This is a genomic window from Paraflavitalea devenefica (genome assembly GCF_011759375.1).
GTDB classification, from domain to species: domain Bacteria; phylum Bacteroidota; class Bacteroidia; order Chitinophagales; family Chitinophagaceae; genus Paraflavitalea; species Paraflavitalea devenefica.
Map to the genome: position 1 here is coordinate 300,856 of NZ_JAARML010000004.1, position 12,308 is coordinate 313,163.

Below are 12,308 nucleotides of genomic sequence, written 5' to 3' on the forward strand. Positions count from 1 at the left end.
ATTTTTAATCAACACCTCATGCACAAATTATGCCCTTTTGACAAGCACATTCAAGGAAACCGTCAGCTTATCGGATATAGTACTGGTTTTGCCGACAGTAAAAGGTTTTCTGCGTAGGCCCGCTGTTCCTTCCATCCTGTACCCGTCTGCAGTGGGTGTAACGGTAAAGGGGAAAGAAAGCGGCAAAGATCTGTCCTTGATAGTCAGAATACCTTCCATAAAAAATGTGCCAGCCCTTCCACCTGCTGTAACCTTTGTAGATACGAATTTTATTTTTGGATAGTTCTTAACATCGAAAAAGTCTTCCTGCCGCAGGTGTTCATCCCGTTTGGCATTGCCGGTATTCACGGAAGCAGCGTCAATTTCCACGTTAAAACGACTATTTTCCGGCTGGTTGGGATCGAAAGTGATGGTACCCTGCAAACCTGAAAAAGACCCATTGACCTTAATGCCCAGGTTTTTGATAGAGAAGGCGATCCGGGAGCTGTCGCCCAGGGGAACATAGGTCTGGGAATGGGCAACTGTAAAACAAACAATACCTGCCAGTAACACAACTATCTTTCTGATCATACAACCGTGCTTCTTTTGTTAAAAGTATTTATAAAAACTACGGTCTCCATACCTTTCGTCACAAAGCTGGATTCATTTCAGCTTCAATAACCGGACTACCTGTTGCCGGTAGATCACCAGCAGGATAAAACAGGCAACAAAAGTGATCACTGCGTAAATGAACAATACGGCATCCCCATCGAATACAATGCCCAGTTTGGTAAGATGGAAAAAGATAGCGCCGGCCATTAATCCAAGTCCCAGGCCTGCTCCATACAGGGTGGTGCGGGGAATCAACAACAGTATGGCGGCGATCAATTCCAATATCCCGGTGCCAATACGCCCCCATGGCTCCATACCCAGTATAGTGAATAGTTTTACTGATTGCTCATGCCCTGTAAATTTAAAATACAGGGTTTGCAGCATAATAAGAGCCGCCAACAAACGTAATATCCAGGTAAAAACAGACAAGCGTTTCATGTAGATGTTTTAATACATCAAAATTACCTGCACGTCCGGTGGCCGTTTGTCAACTACCCGACATTTGCCAGCTTTTGCAATTTTTTCACATCCGGGAAGCGGATCTCCTGCCTGCTGAATGTAAGAAGTCCCTCAGCAGCAAGTTCATTGATCAGGGTGGTAATGGTTTGCCGGCTGGCGCCAATCAGTTGAGCAATATCTTCATGTGTGAGGTAGTTGGGAATATGGACAGCGCCTGCCACTTGCCCATCAGGGTCCGGATGCTGCACCACCAGTTGCCACAGGAAATTCACCAGTCGCGTTTTAACGTCCTTATTCAGCAGGTTGATCAGCCTGTTTTCAATGGTGCGGAGTTTGGAGCCTACCTGCTTGCTGTATTTTAAGGCCAGTTCAGGTTTTTTGGCCAATAATTGCTCAAAAGCTTCGATCGTAAAAGCGCAAAGGCTCACATCCTGCTTATGGGCCTGAGCAAACTCGCCCTGCAGGTTATTGCGTTCGAGGGTAAGCTGACCGAATATTTCGCCTTTTTCTATAATCTCTTTGATCACCTCCTTGCCCTGCTCATCAATATACCCAATGCGTACATGCCCTTCCTTAATAAAATACAGCTTATTGTGGTGGAATGCTTCAAAATAAATGTACTCGCCTTTCTTTGCTTCCAGGAAATTATGCACCACATTCAATGCTTCATATTCCTCATCGGAAATATGCCGCCAGAGGTCGTAACGGCGTATCAGTATTAATTTATCATCAGACAGCATAACAATAGCATGAACAATTCTGTTTCAAATGTAGTGAATGTTCCGGGTTTGGTATTTTGTATTAGATTTACACCCAAATTTCGAATTGATGCAGGTACCAACAATGGCTGAGATGATGGCCAATGGAACAACACCGGATATATTGTTTTGGGTAGGATGCGCAGGAAGTTTTGATCAGCGTGCCCAGAAGATCACGAAGGCTTTTGCCACCATTCTCACAAAAGTAGGTATTAATTACGCCATTATGGGCAAGGAAGAAATGTGTACAGGCGACCCTGCCCGCCGCGCCGGCAATGAATTTATGTTCCAGATGATGGCCTACCAGAACATCCAGCTATTAAATGGCTATGGCATTAAAAAGATCGTTACAACCTGTCCCCACTGCTTCAATATATTCAAAAATGAATACCCTGTACTGGGTGGCAGCTATGAGGTGATCCACCACACTACCCTGCTGCAACAACTCATCAATGAAGGCAAGATCGTATTACAAGGCGGCGGCGCCTTCAAGGGTAAGCGCATCACTTATCATGACAGTTGCTACCTGGGCCGTGCCAATGATATCTATGAAGCTCCCCGCAAAGTGCTGGAAGCCCTTGATGCCGAACTGGTAGAGATGAAGCGTTGCCGCAGCAAAGGCCTGTGCTGTGGAGCCGGCGGCGCCCAGATGTTTAAAGAAGAAGAAAAAGGCACTACGCGCATCAACTTCGAACGCACCAATGAAGCCCTCGATACCGGCGCCAACATCATCGCCTCCGCCTGCCCCTTCTGCAATACCATGCTCACCGATGGCGTAAAGAACAAGGAACAGGAACAAAATGTACAGGTGATGGACGTGGCCGAGCTCATCGCCCAGTCGCTGTAGTTTTTCGTATCTTTGCCCGATGAACTGGAATTATCAATCTTTGTTACCCGCTGATTTTGCGCCCGACTCCAGGGTGTGGATATACCAGAGCAGCCGCCTCCTGGGTATGGGTGAAGCCCTGCAGATAGAAGACCTGCTCAATGAATTTGTGGCCAACTGGAAATCGCATGGCACTCCTGTAAAAGGTTTCGGCACCTTGTTTTTTGGACAGTTTATCGTACTGATGGCCGACGAAAATGCCACCGGTGTAAGCGGCTGCAGTACGGATAGTTCCGTACGCCTGATCAAACAAATAGAAGAGCTCTATAAAGTTCAGTTGTTTGACCGCCAGTTACTGGCCTTCCAGGTAAAGGAAAAGGTACAATTGCTGCCCCTCTCCCAGTTGCAGCATGCGGTTGACAATAACTTCATTTCCCCCGATACACTTTATTTCAACAACCTGGTACAAACCAAAGAAGAGCTGGAAAACAAGTGGATGATACCGGTGAAGGATAGCTGGCTTACCCGCCGGATTGCCATCAAAGCATAAGTAGTACGATATAATATTTGTTAAATTGTTACAGCTGTTAATCACCTTAACAGAACCTTTAAACGGGGCATAGTAGCTTTATGGAAACCCATCCATATGCTAAAATTCTACTTATTGCCGGTTACCGGTTTATTGTTGTTGATAGCTCCCTCCTGCCAAAAACGCCATGATCCCAACAATGGCACCATCCTCCGACAAACAGTGATTGACCGGCCAAGTGTCGGTATAGTAGCCACTAACTATGTGTACGATGAAGTGCATGACCTGGTGAGGTTACACATAGTGACCAACCCTGGTGAGCGGAACGCACGCACGGAGGCATTAATGATAGAAATGAGCCTGGAGGGCTACCTCCTTAGGTCTTACTATACAGAGTCAGGCAATAGCGCCTACAACATAGAAGAATATACTTACAGCAGGCAGCTCCCCGACACCGTCCAGTCGACCATTACTACCCACCGCAATCTGCCGCCTGCTTATACCCGGCAGGTGATACTGGACATTTATCAACGCGTGATCAGCGACAGTATACGCACAATTGCCAATGGAGATGTACACTTTACTGCTTATACCTGGGATGCAAACGGTAATATAGCTACCGAAAGGACCGGCCTACTGGTAAACGGGATCATCAGGGACAGCAGTAAGATCACTTACACCTACGATACCCGCCACAACCCCTTGCGGAGGTTCGGTGTACCTTATTACCTGGCTACCCGCGACGCTACGGTATTTAATACCAGCAATGTTCAGACCTGGGATGATGGTCAATTCCGTTATTCCTGGAAATACCGGTACAACACCAATGACCTGCCCCTGGAGCGGGTTCTACCCATTGCAAGTGGAGAAAGAAAACATCTTTTTTATTACCGGTAACGGAAAATTGCCTGGGATAGCACTTCAAGTAAAATTTATATTACCGGCAAACTGTGGCCCAATATTTACCAGATCGACTTCCCGCATTAAACCGCTGCTCCCTGCCGTACAACTTCTATTTTACTCATCTTATCTTGCCGCGACCGGGCAACCTTGTCAAAAACAATTCACCCCTCATATTTTGCCGATTGTACAAAATGCCCTAAATTGCCTAACCAACCAAAACCAACACATGAGACAACTCTTACCATCAGGGATCGCCATGACAGGGCGCTACCCACCTTAGCCATTTATTTATTGTTTTAGTTTTTACATCCTCATAAGCCGGGTCATTTCCAGTTGCCCGTCTGCAGGTTTTCTATGGTTACATCCTGCAAAAACCTGTTATTTCTTCCTGACGATTGCTGCTCTACTGAACATTGCTTTCACCTGCTTCTGTCGTATGAATGGCTGTTGCCATGATTAACAAATCACTCCCGTTGCATACGCGGAGCAATACCTTGTTTTGTCATTTCTGCACATCATTAACTTCTATCCTATTGGCCATGATTAACAGGTAACAGCCTGTAACAGGCAGGCTATGTATTGCATAGCCACTTCATCCCATAACCTACTGTCCTATTGCCATGATCAACACTGCAACAGCCCGGGCACCTGCCGGGCAGGATATTGTATTGCTATAACCGACCGGCATCATTCCTTATTATAAAATCAAATCAAGCATGAGAAAAACGCTTTCATTACTGACCTGCTTCATGGCCTGCTGTGCCATCGCCCTTGCACAGGGCACAAGAGTCACCGGTAAAGTAGTAGACTCTACCGGCGCACCGGTGGCATTCGCCTCCGTAACCGTAAAAGGAACCAAAACAGGCGCCACCACAGATATGGATGGCGCATTCAGCATTACCCTGCCGGAAAATAAAAAGATCCTTATTTTCTCGGCCATTGGCTACCAGTCGCAGGAGCTCACGCCAGGGTCAGGTCCGGTTATTATTAAGCTCACCCAATCATCTGTTGATGCTTTAAAAGATGTTATTGTGAGTGGCGTGGCAAGCGCCACCTCCCGGAAGAACATGACCGTTTCCGTAACCAAGATTGATGAAGACCGCCTCAATGTTGTTCCGGCCACCTCTGCCGCCAGCGCCCTTTCGGGAAAAGTAGCCGGGGTGCGGGTAAACTCTTCCGGCGGTACGCCCGGCGGTGGTTTGGACCTCCTGTTGCGTGGCGATAACAACCTGAACATTGGCTCCGGCCCCCTGATCATGCTGGACGGCGTGATCCTGAGCGGCTCGCTTACGGATATTAACGTGGATGATGTGGAATCCATGGAAGTGATCAAAGGCGCCTCTGCCTCCTCCCTGTACGGCTCCCGCGCAGGCAATGGTGTTATTGCCATTACTACTAAACGTGGTTCCAAACTGAATGCCAATACCTCCAAAATAACCATCCGCAATGAAATAGGCTTTCAGAGCCTGCAGAAATACATTGACCTCTCAGAAAGCCATCCTTTCACCCTGGCCAGCGACTGGGAAACCTATAAAGGGCAGTACACCAAATACAACGGTGTCACTTATCCGGATGGTTATATGGGCGGCTTCAACCCGGCTATTTCAGGCGCACGTAAGGTGGATGCAGATCATTATATGGACAATCCTTTCGGTGTAACCAAAGATCAGCAGAAGGAGTTTTTCAGCACAGGTATGAACTATACCAATTTTGTGGGCATTGCCACCAAATCAAGGCTCACCAACCTGTATGCTTCTTTTGAGAACAATGCGCAGGAAGGTATTATCCAATATACCAACGGTTACAAACGGCAGAACTTCCGGCTGAACCTGGACCACCAGGTAGCCCCCTGGCTTAAACTATCGGCCTCCAACCTGTACATCAATACCAACTCACAATCGCCCGGTGACGGTGGCGGTATTTTCTTCAACATCGTATTGGCCGAGCCCGACAATAACCTGAACCTGCCCCACCCCGATGGTCAGCCGTATTACATTCGCCACAACCATTGGAGCAATGAACGCAATCCCCTGTACTCTGTATGGAAAAATAAACGGGAAGACTATACCCGTCGCTGGATAGGTAATTATTCAGTAAACCTGAAGCTGACCAAATGGCTCAATATAGATGCCTCCCGTACCATTGAAATTGAGAACTACCGCTACACCAGCTACAATCCTTATGATACCTGGACCTTAGGCGCTGCCGGCGGCGACCTGGGCATCATCTACAGCAAAGGCAGCCTGTACAAATATTCCTATGAATCCAATACCCAGAATACGCAAGCGACCATCAACCTCACCCATAAAATAGGCGATCTGGCCATTAATGGCAAACTCTCTTACCTGTATGAAGACAGGCATGAAGAAGACTATAGTATAAATGGCTCACGGTTTAAACTTCGTGATCTGCCTACCCTCGAAAATTTTGATCCGGCCAACATTACAGACTACGGTTCTACCATGTACGATTACAAAGCGCAAAACTATTTTGCCATCCTCTCCCTTAATTATGACAACCGCTTTTTACTGGATGGCATGTACCGGTATGATGGTTCTTCCCTGTTTGGTAAAGATGAAAGATGGCATCCTTACTTCCGGGTATCAGGCGCCTATCGTATTTCACAGGATGTTACCATTCCTGGTATTGATGAATTGAAAATAAGGGCAGCGCATGGAACCGCCGGTCTTCGCCCCGGGTTCAACTGGCAGTATGATGTCTACTCCCTGAACAATGGAACGACCTCTTCTTACCAACGGGGAAATGATTCCCTGAAACCATCCAAAACAGCAGAAAGCGAAATAGGGCTCAACGTGGAATTCCTGAAGAAATTCTATTTTGAAGCTACCTATGCACAGTCAAAAACAACCGATCAATTCCTGAATGTCCCCCTCATACCTTTTTTGAATTACGGTTTTGTTGGCCAATGGCGGAACGCCGGCACCATCGAATCCAAAACCCTGGAAATTACGCTAGGAGCCAACTGGCTTAAAAAGAAAGATTTCACCTGGAATACCAACATCGTATTCTCAAAGATTAATCAAAAGATCACTGAACTGCCTATCCCTCCGTACCAGGGAGGAGCCGATGGATTGTTTTACATCAGACCAGATGAAGATTATGGGGCTATTTATGGCTATGACTGGGTAAGAAGCCTGGACCAAATGGCAAAGCAATTGCCCACTGGCAAAACGATCGCCGACTACGAAGTAAACTCCGATGGCTATGTAGTACCTGCCAAAAGTCAGGGTACCGTAACCGAAAAACCGGTTAAGCTGCTGGATGACAAAGGCAATCTGGCTTTTGTAAAGATCGGTAACGGAAATCCGGACTTTAATATGGGTATTTCCAATACCATCGGTTATAAAGGATTCCAGTTGTATGTACTGGTGGATATCAAGAAAGGCGGCGACGTGTACAACAGGAAATCCCAATGGCTTACCCGCGATAGCCGCAATGGCATCATGGACATGGCCGGCGTAGATGGTTCCAAAAAGAAAACCTACGACTATTTCCAGGCTTTTTATGATGTCAATACCAATAACTCCTATTGGGTGGAAGATGCCGGCTTTATCAAATTCAGGGAAGTGGCATTGGGCTATACCTTTTCACAAAAAACATTGGGTGTATTCAAGGGAATTGTAAAAGGCGCTTCTGCCCGTATCATCGGCAGGAACCTACTCACCATTACCGATTATTCCGGTTACGACCCCGAGGTAGGTTCTATCAGGAACCCGTATGACGGCACAGGCACTTATCCCAACTTCCGCAACCTCGCCTTTTCTTTATCCCTTGAATTTTAATTCCAAAAAAATAAAATTATTATGAATACACTCAAATATAGTATCGGACTTGCAGCCCTGCTTAGTATAGCAATGGGATGCAAAAAAGAACTGGATGTCAAAAACAACAATGAACCAAGTGCAATTGAAGTCTACGCCACTGGTGATGACGTAGAAAGTGTTGCCAGTACTTTGTTTAACAATGCTTATAAATCATCACACGCTTATGCCGGCGTTTATATGTTTTTAGCCACCTCGTCGGACAATACCACCTGTTCCTGGGGCAACCAGTCCATGCGCGATATGAGTTGGGAACCCCGCAATGCCTGGAACAATGCGCCTAATTATACCTACCAGGGTACTACGAAGACTTTTTTTGATGGCATCTATGAGGTAGCGGTCAAAGCCACTAATATTATGAACGCTATAAAAAGAGGTGTAGATATGGGCGACAATGAAAATATGGTCAAAGCCTTCTGCAAATTCGGCCAGGGAGTGGTATACGGCAACATGGCATTGGTTTTTGACAAGGGATTCATAGAAGATGAAAATATCACCAATCCCAATGCCACCCCCGCTACCGCCGCTACCTATAAGCAGGTAGCTGCCGCAGCCGTTGCTTACCTTGATACCGCCATTCTATTAAGCGCCACCCCCTTCACCATACCCAAAGACTGGATGGGAACTGCAGCTGATCTTTCCAATACAGATTTTATCAAGCTGTGCAATTCTATGGCTGCCCGCATACTGGCCAACGTACCACGTAATAAGACCCAGTTGGCCGAGGTAGACTGGGCTAAGGTAAAAGCCTATGCAGATGCAGGTATTACCGGTGATTTTACCATACAAATGGACGGCTACACCAAGTGGTATGCTGAAGCAGCCGACTACCTCACTTCACCAGGCTGGGGACAAACAGACATGTACGTTATACACCTCATGGACCCTGCCCAACCCCAGCATTGGGACGACTCCCCTTCTTTTCCCTGGCCTGCGGCATCTACCAACCCACCCGACAAAAGATTGCTTTCAGATTTTCAATACCTGAGCTCTACACCGCTCAACCCTACCCGCGGTTATTATCACTTTTCCAATTACAGAGCCAGCCGTTATGACGCCTCCTTTGCGCTGGGCGATGGCCCTATCCCGGAATTTATGAAAGCAGAAAATGACCTCTATAAGGCAGAAGCAAGGGTATACCTCAATGACCTTGCAGGTGCTGCTACCATCATTAATGCCGGCACACGGTCTACCCGCGGCCAACTGGCGGATGTAGCTGCCGTAAAAGAAGATCTTATTCAGGCCATTCACCATGAAAGGCACGTGGAGTTAATGAACACCGGATTGGGACTGTCTTTCTTTGAAATGCGCAAACTGAACCTGCTGCAGAAAGGCACGCCGCTGCACTGGCCTTTACCTGCCAAAACACTCGAAACCTTCCGGGAAACGCTTCCCTTCTATACGTTTGGAGGCGTGGCCAATGCCGATGGCACCAATACCTCCAACGGAGGCTGGCGATAAAGTTTTTCTCATGTGAGCAGTATAGGGGTTGACCGTAAAAGGTCGGCCCCTTTTTATTATATCTTTATGGTCAAAATCAATAGCCATGACCAGTCAACCATTCAGCGGTGGCATCAACATCGCCATTAAGATCCCCAAAAGTAAATATGAAGCAACGGTCGCTTTCTACAGGGACATCCTGCGGTTAGGGGTACAGGAAAAGCCTATTACTAATCCTACCGTGTCGAGAACACATGAAGTAAGATTTGGAGACAATATCGTTTGGCTCGATTGCGTAGACAACTATACCCATTCCGAAACCTGGTTGGAACTGGTGACGCCCGATGTACAGGAAGCCACCGAATACCTGAAAGCCATGAACGTTCATACCTGTGATGAGTTGGAACAGCTCCCGGACAACAATGCCCACTGGATCATGGACCCGGCCGGCACCGTACTGATCGTTAACCAGGAGCGCCCCACCGGTCAATAGCAGCTTATGGCATTCTACGATCTCTCCAAACAGGAGCGCGAACAATTGGTCACCACCATCAGCAATGACCTGTTGCAGGAGTTTAAGGCCGGCAAACTGAAAAAGACGATCCCCTATTTTGCAGATGAAGATACCTACATCAGAAAGTCGGCCTACCTGGCAACCGGGCGCATATATGCAGACAGCAAAAAGCATCAATCCAGGATCATAAAGCTCCTGGGTGAACTCTTGCAGCACGATGATTACAAAGTACGTCAGACGGTGATCAATGCTGCCGGGGAGATCGGCAAAAAAGATTTTGCCGCCGTACAATCCTTTTTCGATACCGGCTTATTTGATCAGCATCACTCACCCCGGAATGCGGTGATTGGCTCCATCAAAAAAATGGGTGAGGTAAACCCGAAGCCTGTATTGGCATGGGCAAAAAAATACCTCCATCATCCGGATAAGGAAATACGACGGGAAATATGTCACGGCATAGAACTGCGGGGCAGGAAGTACCCGCAGGACATCCTGCCCCTGCTGAAAGAACTGCAACACGATAAAACAGCCAGGGTGCGCGATACACTGGTGCACGTGATTGGCCAGATTGCTTACAAGAAAGGTTGCCTTGCTACAGTCATTGCGCACCTGAAAACCTGGGACAATGCCCCGCTGGTAGCAGACGCCCTCGAAGAGATCATAGACGTACACCACCGCTACCGCGACTTCGCCGTCCTGACCCAGGAGCAGGCGAAAGCGTATATTGCGGAGCATTACAGCCAATAACCCTTACCCCATGTTCCAGTTCAACAAACGGTATTTCCTTATTGCTATCCTACTTTTCATCATCGAGGTGCTAATAGCCCTATATGTTCAGGATGCTATTATACGTCCCTATGTGGGTGATTTTTTAGTAGTCATACTGTTGTACTGCCTCCTGAAAGCTTTCCTGAATATTTCACTGCTGCCGGCAGCCATCAGCGTATTACTGTTTGCTTACCTGATAGAAATCCTGCAATACTTCCACCTTGTTCACCGTCTTGGCCTTCAGCACTCAAAGCTGGCAACAACCGTCATCGGCAGCTCCTTTGAGTGGATTGACCTAATCGCCTATACAGCAGGAATCATCTTCACCATCATTGTTGAAAAAAGATACCGCCCGGCTGTTCAACGGTCTTCCTAACAAAAGACCAGGCACATTCTGTAATTCTGCCCTTAATAATATTTTTCTCCCCCTCTCCGCCTAATTTGGTCAGCCCTCCTTATATTTGCAACATTGTTGAATAAATACAGTGGCGACATCTCCTACATACAGGCACCTGATGGCAGCATTTTTACTGCTGCTGTATAGCTTTATCGCCACGCCTGTGCATTGGTGGCACCACCACCAGCAAGGCAAGGCCAATACACATATTACTGCTGCCGTCAATGATGACGCCACTACCCTCACACAAGATACCGGTACTTCGTATGCCAGTCATTGTAACGTTTGTTCGCACAGCTATTCCGTATATGCTGTAGCAGAAGCGTGCCAGTATACCCTGCCAAACCTCTCACACAACAGCCCCACCGGCGGCTATATCGAACACGCATTCACCATCCCGGTATTGCTGTTCTCCAATAAGGGACCTCCTGCTCCTCTTTCCTGATCACTATTGTTTAATCTTTTAACAATCCGGGCAACCCGTTGCCAGGGTAATGCGCCTGCCTGTATGCCGCTATAACTGCATACAGCCATTACTATTCATCAAATCATACAGCTATGTATACTTTAGAGGCCATCCACCTCACCAAACAGTACAATGGCCATACGGCATTGAATGGGTTAAACCTGTCACTGCAGGCAGGAGATATATTTTGTTTGCTGGGCCAGAATGGTGCCGGTAAAACCACTACCATCAATATTTTTCTTGGCTTCACCGCTGCCACCCAGGGTGAAGCAAGGATCAAGAACATTAGGGTAACACCCAATGGCAATGAAACCCGTAAGCACCTCGCGTATATCCCGGAAGTGGTGATGCTATATCCCAACCTCACCGGCGTAGAGAACCTCGACTTCTTCAGCAAGCTGGCCGGCTTTCAATACGCAAAGGAATTGTTACGGGGCTTTCTCACACGGGCCGGCCTACAGGAAGCTGCACAGGAGAAAAGGCTGCATACCTACAGCAAGGGCATGCGGCAGAAAGTAGGCATTGCCATTGCCCTGGCCAAAAACGCCGACATCATTTTTATGGATGAGCCTACCAGCGGCCTCGATCCCAAGGCCACCCAGGAGTTTACGAACATCGTAAAACAACTGGGCCAGCAGGGAAAGACCATCATGATGGCCACCCACGACATTTTCAATGCCGTGCATGCAGGAACTAAGATCGGCATCATGAAAGAAGGCACACTGGTACATACCGTTGAAACAGCCCACGTAACTGCCAATGAACTGCAGCAGCTATACCTCGAAACCATTTAACCCATTTAAGCACAAGCAACT

14 protein-coding genes are annotated in these 12,308 nt (G+C 47.5%); 11 read left to right on the forward strand and 3 right to left on the reverse strand.

What is annotated here, in order from left to right; all coding sequences use genetic code 11:
* Positions 1 to 27: 27 nt before the first annotated feature.
* The 3 genes from HB364_RS22920 to HB364_RS22930 all read right to left on the reverse strand — a co-directional run bounded on the left by HB364_RS22920 (position 28) and on the right by HB364_RS22930 (position 1,790).
* Positions 28 to 570 carry a YceI family protein gene (locus HB364_RS22920; protein WP_167290669.1) on the reverse strand — a complete coding sequence of 181 codons (543 nt, stop codon included), beginning with the start codon at positions 568 to 570 and terminating at the stop codon, positions 28 to 30.
* A 72-nt stretch (positions 571 to 642) separates the two neighbouring features.
* Positions 643 to 1,029: a DoxX family protein gene (locus HB364_RS22925; protein ID WP_167290670.1), complete on the reverse strand. Its 387-nt coding sequence runs from the start codon at positions 1,027 to 1,029 to the stop codon at positions 643 to 645.
* Positions 1,030 to 1,082: 53 nt separating this feature from the next.
* The gene (locus HB364_RS22930; RefSeq protein ID WP_167290671.1) at positions 1,083 to 1,790 is read right to left on the reverse strand and encodes a Crp/Fnr family transcriptional regulator; all 708 of its coding nucleotides are present in this window, start codon (positions 1,788 to 1,790) and stop codon (positions 1,083 to 1,085) included.
* Positions 1,791 to 1,878: 88 nt separating this feature from the next.
* Here HB364_RS22930 and HB364_RS22935 point away from each other — a divergent pair, with 88 nt between their 5' ends.
* The 11 genes from HB364_RS22935 (at position 1,879) to HB364_RS22985 (ending at position 12,287) form a co-directional block, all read left to right on the forward strand.
* Positions 1,879 to 2,655 (forward strand): (Fe-S)-binding protein, encoded by a 777-nt coding sequence (locus tag HB364_RS22935; RefSeq protein ID WP_167290672.1) that lies wholly within the window; start codon positions 1,879 to 1,881, stop codon positions 2,653 to 2,655.
* Positions 2,656 to 2,674: 19 nt separating this feature from the next.
* Complete coding sequence (locus tag HB364_RS22940; protein WP_167290673.1) at positions 2,675 to 3,184, forward strand: hypothetical protein; 510 nt, start codon at positions 2,675 to 2,677, stop codon at positions 3,182 to 3,184.
* A gap of 96 nt (positions 3,185 to 3,280) precedes the next feature.
* Entirely contained in the window at positions 3,281 to 4,060 is a 780-nt protein-coding gene (locus HB364_RS22945; protein WP_167290674.1) for a hypothetical protein, read from the forward strand.
* A 6-nt stretch (positions 4,061 to 4,066) separates the two neighbouring features.
* On the forward strand, positions 4,067 to 4,150 hold the full coding sequence (locus tag HB364_RS33675) for a glutaminyl-peptide cyclotransferase (RefSeq protein ID WP_167291065.1): 84 nt from the start codon (positions 4,067 to 4,069) through the stop codon (positions 4,148 to 4,150).
* 632 nt (positions 4,151 to 4,782) lie between these two features.
* Positions 4,783 to 7,869: a SusC/RagA family TonB-linked outer membrane protein gene (locus HB364_RS22955; RefSeq protein WP_167290675.1), complete on the forward strand. Its 3,087-nt coding sequence runs from the start codon at positions 4,783 to 4,785 to the stop codon at positions 7,867 to 7,869.
* A 21-nt stretch (positions 7,870 to 7,890) separates the two neighbouring features.
* Positions 7,891 to 9,369, forward strand: a complete 1,479-nt coding sequence (locus HB364_RS22960) for a RagB/SusD family nutrient uptake outer membrane protein (protein WP_167290676.1) — start codon at positions 7,891 to 7,893, stop codon at positions 9,367 to 9,369.
* An 85-nt stretch (positions 9,370 to 9,454) separates the two neighbouring features.
* On the forward strand, positions 9,455 to 9,841 hold the full coding sequence (locus tag HB364_RS22965) for a VOC family protein (protein WP_167290677.1): 387 nt from the start codon (positions 9,455 to 9,457) through the stop codon (positions 9,839 to 9,841).
* 6 nt (positions 9,842 to 9,847) lie between these two features.
* Positions 9,848 to 10,609, forward strand: a complete 762-nt coding sequence (locus HB364_RS22970) for a HEAT repeat domain-containing protein (RefSeq protein ID WP_167290678.1) — start codon at positions 9,848 to 9,850, stop codon at positions 10,607 to 10,609.
* Positions 10,610 to 10,619: 10 nt separating this feature from the next.
* Positions 10,620 to 11,006: a ribosomal maturation YjgA family protein gene (locus HB364_RS22975; protein ID WP_167290679.1), complete on the forward strand. Its 387-nt coding sequence runs from the start codon at positions 10,620 to 10,622 to the stop codon at positions 11,004 to 11,006.
* A 139-nt stretch (positions 11,007 to 11,145) separates the two neighbouring features.
* Positions 11,146 to 11,472: a hypothetical protein gene (locus tag HB364_RS22980; protein ID WP_167290680.1), complete on the forward strand. Its 327-nt coding sequence runs from the start codon at positions 11,146 to 11,148 to the stop codon at positions 11,470 to 11,472.
* Positions 11,473 to 11,585: 113 nt separating this feature from the next.
* A complete protein-coding gene (locus HB364_RS22985) occupies positions 11,586 to 12,287 on the forward strand; it encodes an ABC transporter ATP-binding protein (protein WP_167290681.1) in 702 nt (233 codons plus the stop codon).
* Positions 12,288 to 12,308 lie beyond the last annotated feature (21 nt).

Bases quoted from the DNA above. Each gene is read 5' to 3' on its own strand.
- HB364_RS22920 (WP_167290669.1), bottom strand. From the start codon at position 570: ATGATCAGAAAGATAGTTGTGTTACTGGCAGGTATTGTTTGTTTTACA.
- HB364_RS22925 (WP_167290670.1), bottom strand. From the start codon at position 1,029: ATGAAACGCTTGTCTGTTTTTACCTGGATATTACGTTTGTTGGCGGCT.
- HB364_RS22930 (WP_167290671.1), bottom strand. From the start codon at position 1,790: ATGCTGTCTGATGATAAATTAATACTGATACGCCGTTACGACCTCTGG.
- HB364_RS22935 (WP_167290672.1), top strand. From the start codon at position 1,879: ATGCAGGTACCAACAATGGCTGAGATGATGGCCAATGGAACAACACCG.
- HB364_RS22940 (WP_167290673.1), top strand. From the start codon at position 2,675: ATGAACTGGAATTATCAATCTTTGTTACCCGCTGATTTTGCGCCCGAC.
- HB364_RS22945 (WP_167290674.1), top strand. From the start codon at position 3,281: ATGCTAAAATTCTACTTATTGCCGGTTACCGGTTTATTGTTGTTGATA.
- HB364_RS22955 (WP_167290675.1), top strand. From the start codon at position 4,783: ATGAGAAAAACGCTTTCATTACTGACCTGCTTCATGGCCTGCTGTGCC.
- HB364_RS22960 (WP_167290676.1), top strand. From the start codon at position 7,891: ATGAATACACTCAAATATAGTATCGGACTTGCAGCCCTGCTTAGTATA.
- HB364_RS22965 (WP_167290677.1), top strand. From the start codon at position 9,455: ATGACCAGTCAACCATTCAGCGGTGGCATCAACATCGCCATTAAGATC.
- HB364_RS22970 (WP_167290678.1), top strand. From the start codon at position 9,848: ATGGCATTCTACGATCTCTCCAAACAGGAGCGCGAACAATTGGTCACC.
- HB364_RS22975 (WP_167290679.1), top strand. From the start codon at position 10,620: ATGTTCCAGTTCAACAAACGGTATTTCCTTATTGCTATCCTACTTTTC.
- HB364_RS22980 (WP_167290680.1), top strand. From the start codon at position 11,146: ATGGCAGCATTTTTACTGCTGCTGTATAGCTTTATCGCCACGCCTGTG.
- HB364_RS22985 (WP_167290681.1), top strand. From the start codon at position 11,586: ATGTATACTTTAGAGGCCATCCACCTCACCAAACAGTACAATGGCCAT.